Raw genomic sequence first — 14,130 nt, 5'->3', positions numbered from 1 at the left:
GCAGCCTACGGCCCGTCATACGCTCACCTCATGCCCCGACGCCACCTGCACGCCCCGGCCGCCGACGGAACCCTGCTGCGGGACGCGCTGCGCCGGCTGCGCCTCCGGCTCGAGGTGCCGGAGGACTTCCCGCCCGACGTGCTCGCCGAGGCGCGGCAGGCGGCCGCGAACCCCCGGATGCCGGAGGCCGACGCCACCGACCTCCCGCTCTTCACGATCGACCCGCCCTCGTCCACCGATCTCGACCAGGCGATGCACCTCGCGGTCCGGGGCGACGGCTACCGGGTGCACTACGCCATCGCCGACGTCGCGGCCTTCGTCACGCCGGGCGGCGCCCTCGACGCCGAGGCGCACCGCCGCGTCACCACCCTGTACTTCCCCGACGAGCGGGTCCCGCTGCACCCGCAGGTCCTCAGCGAGGGCGCCGCCAGCCTGCTCCCCGGCCAGGACCGCCCCGCCCTGCTGTGGCGGATCGACCTCGACGCCGCGGGGCGGGTCACCGCCACCGACGTCCGCCGCGCCCGCGTCCGCAGCCGCGCCAAGCTCGACTACGCGACCGTCCAGCGCTCGATCGACGCGGGCACCGCGGAGGAGCCCGTCGCCCTGCTGCAGCGGATCGGCCTGCTCCGCGAGGCGCTCGAACGGGACCGCGGCGGCATCTCCCTCAACGTCCCCGAGCAGGAGATCGAGCAGCGCCCCGACGGTGACGGCTACGTCCTCGACTACCGCGCCCCGCTGCCCGCCGAGGGCTGGAACGCCCAGATCTCCCTGCTCACCGGCATGGCCGCCGCCGACCTCATGATCCGCTCCGGCACCGGCATCCTCCGCACGCTCCCCGCCGCCCCGGCGAGCGCCGCCGACCGGCTCCGCCGCGTGGCGACGGCGCTGCGCATCGACTGGCCGGCCGGCACCCCGTACCCCGACCTGATCCGCTCCCTCGATCCCCACCGCCCCGACCACGCCGCCTTCCTCCAGGAGTGCACCTCCCTGCTGCGCGGCGCCGGCTACACCGTCCTCGACGGCACTGCCTCCGGCCCCACCGAACACGCCGCCGTCGCGGCCCCGTACACCCACTGCACCGCCCCGCTCCGCCGCCTCGTCGACCGCTACGCGGGCGAGATCTGCCTGTCGCTGGTCGCGGGCGACCCGCTCCCCGAGTGGGTCGGCACCGCGCTCCCCGCCCTCCCCAAGGAGATGTCGGCCGGCACCCAGCACGCCAACCGCGCCGAGCGCGAATGCGTCGACCTGATCGAGGCGGCCCTGCTCGAGGACCGTGTCGGCGAGGTCTTCGACGCCTTCGTCATCGACCTGGACGACCGCGACCCGACGAGCGGCACCATCCACCTGAAGAGCCCCGCGGTGGTGGCGAAAGTGCGCGCCGACCCGGCAGCGGCCCCGCTCCCGCTGGGCCGCCCCCTGCGCGTCCGCCTGACGGCCGCCGACCCGGCCACGTCGACGGTCCTCTTCGCCCCGGCGGATCAGCCCGGGCACGTCGACTAGGATGGTCGGCACGGCGGACGAGCCGGCCGGGCGGTCGCGGCGGGATCCTTTGGATCCTTCCGAGGAACGTCCGGGCTCCACAGGGCAAGGTGGTGGGTAACACCCACCCGGGGCGACCCGCGTGCCAGTGCCACAGAAAACAGACCGCCGGGAGCCGCAAGGCACCCGGTAAGGGTGAAACGGTGGTGTAAGAGACCACCAGCGTCCAGGGTGACCTGGACGGCTAGGTAAACCACACCTGGAGCAAGGTCAAGAACGGGCCGCCGCAAGGCGACCCTGCGCGGACGACTGAGGGCTGCCCGCCCGAGTCCGCGGGTAGACCGCACGAGGCCGGCGGCAACGTCGGTCCCAGATGGATGGCCGCCTCCCCCTGGCCCGCAAGGACCAAGGGAGACAGAACCCGGCGTACAGGCCGACTCGTCCGCCGCCTAGGCTCTCTGACCAGCGAACGCACTGGTCAGGGGGCCTTTTTGGTACCTCGGCCGGACGCGGGTAGGGCCGCGCGGCCGCCCCGTCGGGCCGCGGGGAAAACCGGGTGAACTCGGGGGCGTTGGTTATTAGAGTCGGGGATGTCCAGGTGCGCAGGCCGGGGTTACTTCCAATGTTAATGGTGGTGTCGCGGGTTCGAGTCCCGTCATCGGCTTCTGGTCGGTGTAGCTCAGTTGGTAGAGCACATTGTCACCTCAGCCGACTCTGATCTCTGGACGCTTTGATTTCTGCACCTCCCGGTGCGATGGCGACGGTTACTTCTCTGGTTGAACGCGTTCACGCGTGGGGTTCGAACCCCCGACGACCGCCGCCGGGAATGATCTCGGGAGGCAACTCGTGGGGGGTTTCTTCATGTCTCGGTTCAATACCCGTGCGGCCAAGCCGTCCGTTGTCTCGCCCGTGCGCAGCACGAGGGAGCGGGCTGTGACGCATCAGGGTGGGGTCGGGTACGTGCGGGATGCCAGGGGTGAGCTGTTCCTGCTCGCGGTGGCGAACTTCGTTGCGCAGGAGACGTTCTACGAGACGGGCGGGCAGCGCGACGACCGGTTCAGCGGGCTGGTGAGGAAGCTCGCGGTCGAGGATCCGGCGTGGACGGCAGGGCTGCTGGGGTGGCTGCGGGGGGACGGGAACATGCGGACCGCCGCCATTGTCGGGGCCGCTGAATTCGTCAAGGCGCGGCTCGAGGTCGGGGAAGGGCCGGGCGTGGTGTCGAATCGGTCCGTTGTCGATTCCGTGCTGCGGCGGCCCGATGAGCCGGGGGAGTTGCTCGCCTATTGGACCTCGCGTTATGGGCGGAACGTTCCCAAGCCCGTCAAGCGCGGAATCGCGGATTCGGTGCGGCGGCTGTACAGCGGGAAGTCGCTGCTGAAGTACGACACCGCGTCCAAGGGTTACCGGTTCGGCGACATTCTCAATCTCGTACACGCCGCGCCCGACGCCGCCAAGCCCTGGCAGGGCGAGCTGTTCCGCTATGCGCTCGACCGGCGGCACAACCCCGACACGGCGGAGCCGCCGGCGTCGAACCGGACGCTGATCGCGCACCGCGCGCTGATGGCCGTGCCCGTCGGGGAGCGGCGGGCGCTGGTGGCCGGGCCGGAGGGTGCGGCGCGGCTGGCGGAGGCGGGGGTGACGTGGGAGGCGCTCGCGGGGTGGCTGCAGGGGCCGATGGACGCTGCGGCGTGGCAGGCCGTGATCCCGTCCATGGGGTACATGGCGCTGCTGCGCAACCTCCGGAACTTCGACGAGGCCGGGGTGAGCGACGAGGTCGCCGAGCAGGTCGCGAAGCGGCTGGCCGACACCGCGGAAGTGGCGCGGTCGCGGCAGCTGCCCATGCGGTTCTACTCGGCCTACAACGCCGCGCCCTCGCTGCGGTGGGGGTACGCGCTGGAGAAGGCGCTCACCGCGTCGCTCGCCAACATCCCGGTGCTGCCCGGCCGGACGCTGGTGCTGGTGGACACCAGCTCGTCCATGCAGGCCGGGTTCTCGCGGGACGGTTCGCTGATGCGCTGGGACGCGGCCGCGCTCTTCGGGATCGCGCTCGGGCAGCGGTGTGCCGCGGGCGACGTCGTGTCGTTCTCCAGCGCCCGCTACTACGTCAGTGACACGGCGGGAGCGCGCACGAAGGCGTTCTCCCAGGCGCGGGGCGAGTCGCTGCTCAAGGCCGTCGGCCGGTGGAAGGACGGCGGCTGGTTCCTGGGCGGCGGCACGGACACGGCGGCCGCGCTGCGCCAGGAGTTCAGGGGCCACGACCGGGTCGTGATCGTCACCGACGAGCAGGCCGGCACGGACGCGTCGGAGGTCACCGCGGCGATCCCGGCCGCGGTGCCGATGTACACCTGGAACCTCGCGGGCTACCGCGCCGGCCACGCGCCGTCCGGTGACGCGAACCGTCACACGTTCGGCGGGCTGACCGACGCGGCGTTCCGCATGGTGCCGCTGCTCGAGGCCGGGCGCGACGCCCGGTGGCCCTGGGAGAACTGAGGCCCGGAAGGGATCAGGCCGGGATGGCGGCCCCCGTTCCGCTGACGCGGATACGGGGGTCGTTCTCGCGCAGTTCCACGGTCAGGACGCCGGGGCGGCCGAGGTCGTCGCCCTGGTGGAGGGTGAGGGTGGCGGGGGCGGTGACCAGCCGCTGGTCGCGCAGGTACGCGCCCAGCGCCAGGGCCGCCGCGCCGGTGGCCGGGTCCTCGACGACGCCGCCGACCGGGAACGGGTCGCGGACGTGGAAGACGGAGTCCGAGGCGCGCCAGACCAGCTGGACGGTGGTCAGGTCCAGGCTGAGCATGAAGGCGGCCAGCCGGTCGAAGTCGTAGTCGAGGTCGGCCAGCCGCTCGCGGGTGGCGGCGGCGAGCACGAGGTGGCGGGCGCCGGCGTAGGCGATGCGCGGCGCGAAGGCCGGATCGAGGTCGGCGGCGGGCCAGCCGAGGGCGTCGAGCGCCTCGGTGACGACCGCGTCCGGGATCTCCTCGACCCGCGGCTCGACGCTGGTGAGCGTGGCGCGCAGGGCGCCCGTCGCGTCCGCGCCGACCGAGACCGGGACGTCGCCCGCGGCGGTCGAGAAGAGCAGGTCACCGGAGCCGATGCGCTCGGCGAGGGCGATCGCCGTGGCGACCGTGGCGTGCCCGCAGAACGGCACTTCGGCCTTGGGGCTGAAGTAGCGGACGGTGACGGAGCGCCCTTCGGTGGCGGTGATGAAGGCCGTCTCCGAGTAGCCGACCTCGGCGGCGACCGCGAGCATCTCCGTCTCGGCGAGACCGGAGGCGTCCAGGACGATGCCGGCCGGGTTGCCCCCGGCCGGGTCGTCGGAGAACGCGGTGTAGCGCAGTACCTCGGTGCCGTGAAGAGTCGTCATGACCTGCATCAACGTCCGTCCCTGGTGCGGTGTTCCCCGTCATCGGCCGGCCAGCCGCAGGCGCAGCCGCACCAGCGTCGCCGCGTCCAGGCCGAGGCCGGCGGTCAGGAAGCGGCCGAAGGACCCGTAGTCGTGCGCCGCCTGGTCGCGGAAGGCCGCCAGGTACTCCGCCCTGACCTCCTGGAGCGGGATCAGCAGGTCGGGGTTCTGCATCAGGCCCAGCTGCCTGACCTGCTCGCGCACCGCGCGGTCGGTGGCCGCGCGCAGGTCGTTGGAGAGCAGGTAGTCGGCGGCGGCCGTGGACCGCGGTACCCCGACGGCCCGCAGGACGGTGTCGACCAGGACGCCCGTCCGGTCCTTGCCCGCCGTGCAGTGCACCAGCACCGGGCCGGTGGCGTCGGCGATCCGGCGGATCGCGGCGCCGAGGGCGGCGCGGTTCGCCGCGGAGGTGACGAAGCCGCGGTAGGCGGTGCGCATCCGCTGCGCCGCCCGGTCCCCGCCGAGGGCCGCCTCCTGGGCGACGGGGTCGGCGCTGCCGACGACCTGGGCGATGAACAGGTACAGGCCGGTGTCGTCGACGGGCAGCGCGACCGGCACCGGGCCGGCCGGGAGCCGGTCGGGGCCGTCGGCCCCGACCTCCGACGGGCTGCGCAGGTCGAGGACGGCGCGCAGTCCGAGCCCGGCGAGGGCGGTGACTCCGGCCGGGGGCAGCTTGGCCAGGCTCTCGGTCCGGTAGAGCGTGTCCCACCGGGTGGTGGCGCCGTCGTAGGTCCGGTAGCCGCCGGTGTCCCGGGCATTGACGGTGCCGGGGACGGTGAGCACCCGGCTGTGCGCAGAGGCCGCCGGGGGCGCCGGGAGTGCCGACGCTGCCGGGCGGGCTGCGGCGGGGCCCGTCCCCGCCGCCCGGGCGGCGGGGACGAGCGGTCCTGCGAGGGCGATCGCGAGGGCGAGCGCGGTGGCGGCGCGTGCTCCGGTCCGCATGCGGGATCCCTTCCTGGTCGGGAGCGGGACCGTAGCGCGGGGATCTTGAGAGCGGAATGCCCGTGCTGACGAATCGTCAGCAACGTCACCCGGGCGAGGGTTCAGCCGCGCCCGATGTACGGCATCGTCGTCGCCATCACCGTCGCGAACTGCACGTTCGCCTCCAGCGGCAGCTCCGCCATGTGCAGCACGGTGCGTGCCACGTCGGTCACGTCCATCACCGGCTCCACCGCCGTCGTGCCGCTGGCCTGCTGGATCCCGGTCGTCATCCGGGCGGTCATCTCGGTCGCCGCGTTGCCGATGTCGATCTGGCCGCAGGCGATCCGGTACGCGCGCCCGTCCAGGGACAGGGACTTCGTCAGACCCGTCATCGCGTGCTTGGTGGACGTGTACGCGACGCTGTTCGGGCGCGGCACGTGCGCCGAGATCGAGCCGTTGTTGACGATCCGGCCGCCCTGCGGGTCCTGCGCCTTCATCGCACGGAACGCCGCCTGCGCGCAGAGGAACGCACCGGTGAGGTTGACGTCGACCACCGCGCGCCACTGCTCGTACGTGAGGTCCTCCAGCGGCACCGGCGGCCCGAACATCCCGGCGTTGTTGAACAGCAGCCCGAGCGGGCCGAACTCCGTCCGCACCGCCGTGAACAGCCGGTCGACGTCCTCCGGCCGGGTCACGTCCGCCGGCACGACGAGGGTGCGCCCACCGGCCGGCAGCTCGCCCGCAGACAGGTCGTCCGCCCGCAGTTCGCCCGCCAGCCGCGCCGTCTCCTCCAGCGCCTCGGCCCTGCGGCCCGCCAGCGCCACCGACCAGCCGGCCCCGGTCAGCGCCAGCGCCACCGCGCGTCCCACGCCGGATCCGGCGCCCGTCACCACTGCCACCTTCTGGATCTCACTCATGGCATCGCAGGGTATGCGGTGGGAGGATGAGGATCAGCGCCGCCCCGAGGCGTCAGCGCCGTCCCGCAGCGTCCGGCACCGCCCCGAAGGTGACCACCGTCCCAGCAGGAGGCCCCATGTCCGTCGTCGACCCGCTGTCCGACAAGGAGATCGCCGATCGCCTCGCCGAGCTCCCCGGCTGGGAACTCGCCGCGGACGGGACCGCTCTCGTCCGCACGTACCGGCTGGCGCACCTGCCCGCCGCGATCCTCGCGGTGCACATCGCGCAGGTGCAGGCCGAGCTGGACCACCACTCGGATCTCACGCTCGGCTACGACACCCTCGGCGTGTCGATCACCACGCACTCGGCGGGCGGAAGGCTGACGGAGAAGGACTTCGGCCTCGCCGCTCGCATCAACGCCATCGCGCCCGCTCACGGAGCGCAGTAGGGGCGCGGTGGACGGGGCTACGGCAGGCGGCGACGCTCAGCCGAAGCGCCGCAGCAGGGCGGACTTGGCGGCGGTGAACTCCTCGTCGGTGAGTATCCCGTCGCGCTTGAGTTCGCCCAGCTCGCGCAGCCGCCGCAGCAGCGCGTCCGGGTCGTCGGACCGGTCGGGCGCCCGACCCGCGACCGCGTCCTGCGGTTCGGGCCGCTTGGCGAGCAGCTCGGGGCGCTGATCGTGCTGGACGGCGGCGGCCTGCCCGCCGCCGGGGTCCGCGGGGTGCGGCAGCCGGGCGGCGACCGCCGCGGCCAGCAGCGCGGTCTGCCCGATCTCCTTCTTCATGCCCCACAGGACGATGCTGTTGGGGTCGTGCTTGGGCGGCTGGGTGGTGGCCTGGGCGCCCTTGACGCGGAAGCGCAAGTGCCCGTTCTCCAGCCCGACGTTGGGACGCCACTCCACGCCCGCGAGGTCGGCGAGCGCCAGCTCCCGCGCGCCGGCGGACTTCTTGCCCTCCTCCGCCATCCAGTTCCAGCTGATCGCCACCCGCTCCCCGTCGAACGTCGCGGCGCCGTCGCCGCCGCTCGCCGACAGCGGCACCTTGGGGCCGGGCAGCAGGTAGGAGTCGGTCGGGCCCGTCGGCACCTGGTTGAGCAGCAGGGCGTTGCGGACCTCGTCGGCGAAGTACTCGGCGACGCCCGTGCGGTCCGGGTCCACGGCCACCTGGTACGGGTCGGCGGCGTCCGGCAGGCCGCCGCCCGTGGCGTACAGCAGCGGGTCGGCGCCCTCGCGCAGCCGCAGCCGCAGCCGGCCGCCCTTGCGGCCCGGCTCGTAGGCGATGCCGGCCACCGCGTGCAGCGGTACGGCGACCTCGCCCAGCGTCTGGCGCAGCTTGTGCACCCCCCGGTCACGGCCCGGGACGATACGGATCACCTCGTCGTCGAACGTCCAGGTTCCGTCGTGCGTCAGCAGTTCAGCCATGGCCCGATCCTAAGTCGCCGTGCGCCGGGCTCCCTTGCTCTTCGCGGAGAGCCTGAAGCCCGGCGCCCGGCGCCCGGCGCCCGCGCGTCACTCGCCCGGGTACCGCACACCGATCTGCTCGCGGACGGTGTCCAGGGTGCGCATGATCGCGAGCGTCCCCGCCAGCGGCACGAGCGGTGACTGGGTCTCGCCGGCCCGCAGGCACCGCATGACCTCGGCCGCCTCGTGGCGCATGCTGTCGCGCTGCGGCACGTCGGTGACCTCGGAGAGCAGGTACTCGCGGGGCTCGTGGCCTTCGCGGTGCAGGGTGAACCGCTCGGGGTGGAAGTAGCCGTGCGGGATCTCGATGCGCCCGGTGGTGCCGGTGACCGACGCGGTGACCGGGGTGTCGGCGGTGATCGAGCAGCTGAGCAGCGCGAGGGCGCCGCTGTCCCAGCCCAGGACGATGCCGGTGTTGTCGTCGACGCCCTCGGGGGTGAGGTGCGCGGTGGCCCGTACGGTGTCGGGCTCGCCGAGCAGCAGCTGCGCGAAGGAGATCGGGTAGACGCCGAGGTCGAGCAGTGCGCCGCCGGCCTGGGCGGGGTCCCGCAGCCGGTGGTCGGCGGCGAACGGGCCGGCGATCCCGAAGTCCGCGTGGACGGTCCGGATCTCGCCGATGGCGCCGTCCCGCACGAGTTCGCGCATGCGCAGGATCAGCGGGTTGCAGTACATCCACATGGCCTCCATCAGGAAGCTGCCGCGCTCCGCCGCGAGGGCGGTGAGCTCCTCGGCCTCGCGGGCGTTGACCGTGAACGCCTTCTCGCACAGCACGGCCCGGCCGGCCTCCAGGCAGAGCCTGGCGGCGGTGCGGTGCGCGGAGTGCGGGGTGGCGACGTAGACCACGTCGATGCTGTCGTCCTGCGCCAGCTCGGCCCAGCTCCCGTAGGCGCGCTCGATGCCGTACCGGTCGGCGAAGGTCTTCGCCGAGCCGATGCTGCGCGAGCCCACCGCGGCGACCTCGGCGTCCGGCAGGGTCAGCAGGGCCTCGGTGAAGGTGGCGGCTATGCCGCCGGTCGCCAGGATCCCCCAGCGGATCGGCCGCTCCCGGCCCGCACCGCCGCTACCGCCGTCCGCTCCACCGCTACCGCCGTCCGCTCCGCCCTCCGCTCCGGCGGGGCCCGATGCGCCCGAAACACCTGCTGTGCCGGAGACACCCGCTGTGCCGTGTCCCGCGTCTGCGCCATGCTCGTCGTGTCCGCCGTGCGCCATGCGTCCGCTCCACCAGGTCTCGACCACGTTCGAATGCCTGAAAGGATAGGCAACGATTCAACGATTACCGGGGGTGCCCCATGCAGGAAGCCGGCCCGACCGCCGCCACGCGCATATCCGACGAGCGCCGGCTCACCGCACAGCGCCGTACGGGATGGCTCGTCACGCTGGTGCTGGGCGGGCTGACCGCGCTGGCCCCGCTCTCCATGGACATGTACCTGCCGGCCCTGCCGAAGGTCACCGACTCCCTCCACAGCCCCGCCGCGACCATCCAGCTCACCCTCACCGCCTGCCTGGCGGGCATGGCGCTCGGGCAGCTGGTCGTCGGGCCGATGAGCGACAAGTGGGGACGCCGCCGGCCGCTGCTGGCCGGCATGGTCGTCTACGTCCTCGCCACCGCCGTCTGCGCCTTCGCGCCCAGCGCCGAGCTGCTGATCGCCTTCCGGCTCTTCCAGGGCCTGGCGGGCGCCGCGGGCATCGTCATCGCCCGTGCGGTCGTCCGCGACCTGTACGACGGCGTCGAGATGGCCCGGTTCTTCTCCACCCTCATGCTCGTCTCCGGCGTCGCCCCGGTCATCGCGCCCGTCATCGGCGGCCAGGTGCTGCGGCTGACCGACTGGCGCGGCGTCTTCGGCGTCCTGACCGCGATCGGGGTGCTGCTCACCCTGCTGGTCTGGCGGCAGCTGGACGAGACGCTGGCCCCCGAGGACCGGCACAGCGGTGGCCTCGCCCAGACGCTCGCCACGATGCGCGCCCTGCTCGCGGACCGCGTCTTCGCCGGCTACATGCTCGCGGGCGGCTTCGCCTTCGCCGCGCTCTTCGCGTACATCTCGGCCTCCGCCTTCGTCGTGCAGGACATCTACGGAGCCTCCCCGCAGACGTTCAGCCTGCTCTTCGGCGTGAACTCGATCGGGCTGGTCGCGGTCGGCCAGCTCAACGGCAAGGTGCTGATCGGCCGGGTCAGCCTCGACCGGGCGCTCGGGGTGGGCCTCGCGGTGATCACCGCGGCCGCCGTCGCGCTGCTGGTCATGGCGTCCGGGGTGCTCGGACGGGTGGGGCTCTTCCCGATGGCGGCGGGCCTGTTCGTCCTGATGTCGGCGATGGGCCTGGCGCTGCCCAACACGAACGCGCTCGCCCTGATGCGCACCAAGCACGCGGCAGGCTCCGCGTCCGCCCTGCTCGGCACCGTCTCGTTCCTCATCGGTGCGGTCGTCTCGCCGCTGGTCGGCATCGCGGGCGAGCACACGGCCGTACCGATGGCGGTGGTGCAGGTGGCCTGCGCCCTGATCGCCGTCGGCTGCTTCGCCGGGCTGTGCCGCCCGTGGCGTCGTAGGGTGGATGCACCGTAAATCGTCAGGAGGCAGGGATGTCCGAGCCGATCGATGAGAAGCGCTGGGCGTTCAAGACCGCGGACAGCGTGCTGCACACCGGGTCCGAGAGCATGGTCGACCCCGAGGACCTGGTGATGCTCTCCGGCCGCGAACCCACGCCCGCCCGGATCGAGAGGGCCCGCAAGGACCTGGAGGAACATGGCGCCGCGGCTGTCGAGAGGTACCTGCCCTGAGGCCGGCCTCGACGTCGGAGAACTGCAGCGGATCGTCCCCGGCCTGAGAGCGGCCCTGGAACCGTCGCCCGTCCACCCCTGGTGCGCGGGCGCGGTCGTGCTCGCCGGGCGCGGCCGGACCGTGGCGCTGCACGAGGCGATCGGCTGGGCGGTGCGGTACGCGGGGTACGACGCGGCCGCCGACCGCGGTGCGGAGCTGCCGCCGGAGCGGTGGGTGCCGATGCGGCCCGACACGGTCTTCGACCTGGCGTCCGTCAGCAAGCTCTTCACGGCCGTCCTGGCCGCGCGGCTGCTGGACCTCGACCGGCCGGTGGCCTCGTACGTTCCGGAGTTCGCCGCCCCGGGAGCCGCCGCGGCCAAGGCGGGCATCACCGTCCGGCAGCTGCTCGACCACACCTCCGGCTTCCGTCCCGAGCTGCCGTTCTACGACCTGCCCACCCCCGAGACCCGGCTGCGCCTGCTGTGGGACGAGGAGCCGCTGCACCCGCCCGGTACCGTCCGGATCTACTCCGACCTCAACCTGATCACCGTCCAGCAGGTGCTGGAGCGGGCCACCGGGCAGCCGCTGGACGCCCTGGTCGCGGAGGGGATCACCGGGCCGCTCGGCATGACCGACACCGGCTACAACCCGCCCGCCGCCCTGCTGCCGCGGATCGCGGCGACCGAGGACCAGCGGCGGCCCTGGGGCAAGCTCGACCGCGGCATGGTGCACGGCGTCGTCCATGACGAGAACGCGTACGCGGCCGGCGGGGTCAGCGGGCACGCGGGGCTCTTCTCCACCGCCTGGGACCTGGCCCTGTTCTGCCGGGCGCTGCTCGACGCCGGCGGCCCCTACCCCGGGTTCGAGAAGGATCAGCCGCACCTGATGGGCGAGCTGGCCGGGAAAGGCGCCGTCGGGCACAGCGGTTTCACCGGGACGAGCCTGGTGGTCGACCCCGCGACCGACACGTTCCTGGTGCTGCTCGCCAACTCGGTGCACCCCAGCCGCACCTGGCGCGACGGCAGCGCGCCCCGGGCCGCGGCGGCGACCTGCCTGGCCCGGAGCGTCCTGGCGGACTGAGGGACTGAGGGACTGAGGGAGTGACGGACTGAGGGCTGCGGGAGTCCTAGCGGAAGATCCCGGTGTGGCCCAGCGAGTAGCGGCCGGGCTGCGGGTAGACGGCCAGCCCGTGCGGGCCCGAGCCGACCGGGATCTTGGCGATCGTGTGGCCGTCGGTGGTGTCGATCGCGTAGACCTCGGAGTTGTAGCGGCCCGACAGCCACAGCACCTTGCCGTCCGCGGACACCCCGCCCATGTCGGGGCTGCCGCCGCCCGGGATCTGCCACTTGTGGGCGAGCTTGCCGGTCGCGAAGTCCAGCACCGACACCGAGCCCTCGCCGCGGTTGGAGATGTACATCGACTTCGAGTCGCGGCTGACGTAGAGGCCGTGGCAGCCCTTGCCGGTCGGCATCAGCCGCGGCTTGGAGAACGTGTCGCCGTTCAGCACCCACATGCCGTCGGCCATCATGTCGGCGACGTACCAGGCGCTGCCGTCGGGCGACATCTTCACGTCCTGCGGCATGGCGCCGTCGAACGGCAGCTTCTGCTGCCCGACGACCTCCATCTTCGCCGTGTCGACCTTGAGCAGCTCACCGGAGAACTCGCAGGAGACGATGAAGTACCGGCCGTCGGGGGAGAAGTCCGCGTGGTTGACGCCGTAGCAGGAGACCGGGACGGTCTTCTTGATCGCCATGGTGTGCGCGTCGCGGAAGACCAGTTCGCGGTCGAGCGAGGCCATCACCACCGCGTACTTGCCGTCCGGGGTGAAGTACAGGTTGTAGGGATCGTGCACGTCGACGGTCTTGCCGACCACGCCGTCGGCCGGGTTGATCGGGGTGAGCGTGTGGCCCCGGTTGTTGTTGACCCACAGCGTCTTGAGGTCCCACGACGGGACGACGTGCTGCGGCTGCTCGTCGACCGGGAAGGTCTTGATGACCTTGTACGTCTTCGGGTCGATCACCGACACCGTGTTGTCGTTGCTGTTCGGCACGTACACCCGGGACGGGAAGTCGCGCACGACGGGCGAGAGCGCGCCCGGGCGGTCCGCCGCGTAGACGTCCTTCGGGTCCAGCACCGGCGGCATGCCCGGCAGACCCTGGGCGGCGGCGGCCTGGGACGCGACCGACCCGGCGGGGGCCTTGCTGGCCGCGGGGGCGGGCGCTTGCTGTTCCGAGCCGCCCTTCCCGCAGCCGGCGGTGGCGGTCGCCAGGGCGATGGCGGCGGCGAGCAGGGCGGCGCGGCGCGCGCGGTACACAGGACGCATCAGGTCAGTAGCTCCGTCGTGGTCACGGCGCGCAGCCCGCGCCGTTTCAGGTCGTCGAGGATCCCGGGCAGTGCGCCGATCGTGCCGGCGTACCCGAAGTGCAGGCTCACCACGGACCCCGGGCCGACGTCCTTGGCCACGTTGGCCCGGACGGCCCCGGTCCCGGGTTCGGTGAAGTCGAGCGAGTCGACGTCGTAGGCGAGGACGTGCTCGTACCCCGCCTGCTGGGCGAGGCGTTCGACGAGCGGGGTGGCCAGCCGGGCCTGGGAGGGCCGGAACCAGCGTCCGGGTGAGCCGGTGAGCTTGCGCAGCCGGTCCGCGCAGCCGGTGATCTCGGCGGTCGCGGCGGCCGCGCCCATGGCGCAGATGTTGCCGTGGGTCTGGGTGTGGTTGCCCAGCTCGTGGCCGCCGTCGAGCACCCGGCGGGCGAGCTGGGGGTGCTCGTCCAGCCAGGTGCCGACGGCCAGCACCGTCAGCCGCGCCCCGGCCCGCTCCGCCTCGGTGAGCAGGGCGGTGGCGATGGCCGGTTCGCCCCGGCCGTGGAAGGTGAGGGCGACCTGGGGGCGGTCTCTGGGCCCGTGCTCGATCTGCGCAGGCAGCCCGGGGGGCAGCGGCGGCAGGGCCGGCGGCACGGGGCGGGGGGAGGCGGACGGGTGCGCCGGTGGCGCCTTGCTGGCCGCGGGGCCCGGCGAGGCCCCGGCGGCGGGGGGCCGGCCGTCCGCGCATCCGGTGAGCAGGGCTCCGGCGGCGGCGACCTGCAGCACGGTACGGCGGGTCATGGACATTGAGGATCACTTTAGGGTGCAATGCCCGATCTTTTGATGTTATTGGGGCGGCGCGGCGCGTGCCGGAGTCGGCTGACATGATGTGCACCCGCGGTACGCGGGCGACAGATACA

The 14,130-nt window shown here is 73.1% G+C and carries 12 protein-coding genes, 1 other RNA gene and 1 pseudogene; 7 read left to right on the top strand and 7 right to left on the bottom strand.

Annotated features, from left to right (window positions below; genetic code table 11):
• Positions 1-30 precede the first annotated feature (30 nt).
• From ABZ721_RS09145 to ABZ721_RS09135, 3 genes are all read left to right on the top strand, one after another.
• Positions 31-1,500: an RNB domain-containing ribonuclease gene (locus ABZ721_RS09145; RefSeq protein WP_358787963.1), complete on the top strand. Its 1,470-nt coding sequence runs from the start codon at positions 31-33 to the stop codon at positions 1,498-1,500.
• Positions 1,501-1,518: 18 nt separating this feature from the next.
• An RNA gene (rnpB, locus tag ABZ721_RS09140) (RNase P RNA component class A) lies at positions 1,519-1,924 on the top strand.
• Between the two features lie 416 nt (positions 1,925-2,340).
• The gene (locus ABZ721_RS09135) at positions 2,341-3,969 is read left to right on the top strand and encodes a TROVE domain-containing protein (protein WP_358787962.1); all 1,629 of its coding nucleotides are present in this window, start codon (positions 2,341-2,343) and stop codon (positions 3,967-3,969) included.
• Positions 3,970-3,982: 13 nt separating this feature from the next.
• Here ABZ721_RS09135 and ABZ721_RS09130 read toward each other — a convergent pair whose 3' ends face one another.
• The 3 genes from ABZ721_RS09130 to ABZ721_RS09120 form a co-directional block, all read right to left on the bottom strand.
• Positions 3,983-4,840 carry a PhzF family phenazine biosynthesis isomerase gene (locus ABZ721_RS09130; RefSeq protein WP_358787961.1) on the bottom strand — a complete coding sequence of 286 codons (858 nt, stop codon included), beginning with the start codon at positions 4,838-4,840 and terminating at the stop codon, positions 3,983-3,985.
• A gap of 39 nt (positions 4,841-4,879) precedes the next feature.
• A complete protein-coding gene (locus ABZ721_RS09125) occupies positions 4,880-5,821 on the bottom strand; it encodes a tyrosine-protein phosphatase (RefSeq protein ID WP_358787960.1) in 942 nt (313 codons plus the stop codon).
• 101 nt (positions 5,822-5,922) lie between these two features.
• The gene (locus tag ABZ721_RS09120) at positions 5,923-6,717 is read right to left on the bottom strand and encodes an SDR family oxidoreductase (protein WP_358787959.1); all 795 of its coding nucleotides are present in this window, start codon (positions 6,715-6,717) and stop codon (positions 5,923-5,925) included.
• Positions 6,718-6,833: 116 nt separating this feature from the next.
• Between ABZ721_RS09120 and ABZ721_RS09115 the strand changes: the two genes are divergently transcribed.
• Positions 6,834-7,145, top strand: coding sequence for a 4a-hydroxytetrahydrobiopterin dehydratase (locus ABZ721_RS09115; RefSeq protein ID WP_358787958.1), 312 nt, complete (start codon positions 6,834-6,836; stop codon positions 7,143-7,145).
• 36 nt (positions 7,146-7,181) lie between these two features.
• On the opposite strand, the gene ABZ721_RS09110 is transcribed toward ABZ721_RS09115, so the two are convergent.
• Together ABZ721_RS09110 and ABZ721_RS09105 are read right to left on the bottom strand one after the other, a co-directional pair.
• Positions 7,182-8,117, bottom strand: coding sequence for a DUF4429 domain-containing protein (locus tag ABZ721_RS09110; protein WP_358787957.1), 936 nt, complete (start codon positions 8,115-8,117; stop codon positions 7,182-7,184).
• Positions 8,118-8,204: 87 nt separating this feature from the next.
• Entirely contained in the window at positions 8,205-9,365 is a 1,161-nt protein-coding gene (locus tag ABZ721_RS09105; protein ID WP_358787956.1) for a Gfo/Idh/MocA family oxidoreductase, read from the bottom strand.
• Positions 9,366-9,445: 80 nt separating this feature from the next.
• Between ABZ721_RS09105 and ABZ721_RS09100 the strand changes: the two genes are divergently transcribed.
• The 3 genes and pseudogenes from ABZ721_RS09100 to ABZ721_RS09090 form a co-directional block, all read left to right on the top strand.
• Positions 9,446-10,714 carry a multidrug effflux MFS transporter gene (locus ABZ721_RS09100; protein WP_358787955.1) on the top strand — a complete coding sequence of 423 codons (1,269 nt, stop codon included), beginning with the start codon at positions 9,446-9,448 and terminating at the stop codon, positions 10,712-10,714.
• A 17-nt stretch (positions 10,715-10,731) separates the two neighbouring features.
• Positions 10,732-10,929: a hypothetical protein gene (locus ABZ721_RS09095; protein WP_358787954.1), complete on the top strand. Its 198-nt coding sequence runs from the start codon at positions 10,732-10,734 to the stop codon at positions 10,927-10,929.
• Positions 10,895-11,977 (top strand): annotated as a pseudogene (locus ABZ721_RS09090) (serine hydrolase domain-containing protein); the annotation flags it as partial. The gene ABZ721_RS09095 and the pseudogene ABZ721_RS09090, both read left to right, overlap by 35 nt.
• Before the next feature lie 58 nt (positions 11,978-12,035).
• Here ABZ721_RS09090 and ABZ721_RS09085 read toward each other — a convergent pair.
• Both ABZ721_RS09085 and ABZ721_RS09080 read right to left on the bottom strand, forming a co-directional pair.
• Positions 12,036-13,232 (bottom strand): YncE family protein, encoded by a 1,197-nt coding sequence (locus ABZ721_RS09085; protein WP_358787953.1) that lies wholly within the window; start codon positions 13,230-13,232, stop codon positions 12,036-12,038.
• Entirely contained in the window at positions 13,232-14,017 is a 786-nt protein-coding gene (locus tag ABZ721_RS09080) for a polysaccharide deacetylase family protein (protein ID WP_358787952.1), read from the bottom strand. The genes ABZ721_RS09085 and ABZ721_RS09080 overlap by 1 nt, the downstream gene beginning before the upstream one ends.
• Between the last annotated feature and the right edge of the window lie 113 nt (positions 14,018-14,130).

It is taken from the genome of Streptomyces sp. NPDC006733, from assembly GCF_040636125.1.
Taxonomy (GTDB): Bacteria; Actinomycetota; Actinomycetes; order Streptomycetales; family Streptomycetaceae; genus Actinacidiphila.
The sequence above is the reverse complement of the archived record's forward strand: the minus strand, read 5'-3'. Positions and strand labels throughout refer to the sequence as shown.

Coding starts and splice junctions, on each gene's coding strand:
- ABZ721_RS09120 (WP_358787959.1), bottom strand. CDS start 6,717: ATGAGTGAGATCCAGAAGGTGGCAGTGGTGACGGGCGCCGGATCCGGC.
- ABZ721_RS09130 (WP_358787961.1), bottom strand. CDS start 4,840: ATGACGACTCTTCACGGCACCGAGGTACTGCGCTACACCGCGTTCTCC.
- ABZ721_RS09145 (WP_358787963.1), top strand. CDS start 31: ATGCCCCGACGCCACCTGCACGCCCCGGCCGCCGACGGAACCCTGCTG.
- ABZ721_RS09085 (WP_358787953.1), bottom strand. CDS start 13,232: ATGCGTCCTGTGTACCGCGCGCGCCGCGCCGCCCTGCTCGCCGCCGCC.
- ABZ721_RS09105 (WP_358787956.1), bottom strand. CDS start 9,365: ATGGCGCACGGCGGACACGACGAGCATGGCGCAGACGCGGGACACGGC.
- ABZ721_RS09125 (WP_358787960.1), bottom strand. CDS start 5,821: ATGCGGACCGGAGCACGCGCCGCCACCGCGCTCGCCCTCGCGATCGCC.
- ABZ721_RS09135 (WP_358787962.1), top strand. CDS start 2,341: ATGTCTCGGTTCAATACCCGTGCGGCCAAGCCGTCCGTTGTCTCGCCC.
- ABZ721_RS09100 (WP_358787955.1), top strand. CDS start 9,446: ATGCAGGAAGCCGGCCCGACCGCCGCCACGCGCATATCCGACGAGCGC.
- ABZ721_RS09110 (WP_358787957.1), bottom strand. CDS start 8,117: ATGGCTGAACTGCTGACGCACGACGGAACCTGGACGTTCGACGACGAG.
- ABZ721_RS09115 (WP_358787958.1), top strand. CDS start 6,834: ATGTCCGTCGTCGACCCGCTGTCCGACAAGGAGATCGCCGATCGCCTC.
- ABZ721_RS09095 (WP_358787954.1), top strand. CDS start 10,732: ATGTCCGAGCCGATCGATGAGAAGCGCTGGGCGTTCAAGACCGCGGAC.
- ABZ721_RS09080 (WP_358787952.1), bottom strand. CDS start 14,017: ATGTCCATGACCCGCCGTACCGTGCTGCAGGTCGCCGCCGCCGGAGCC.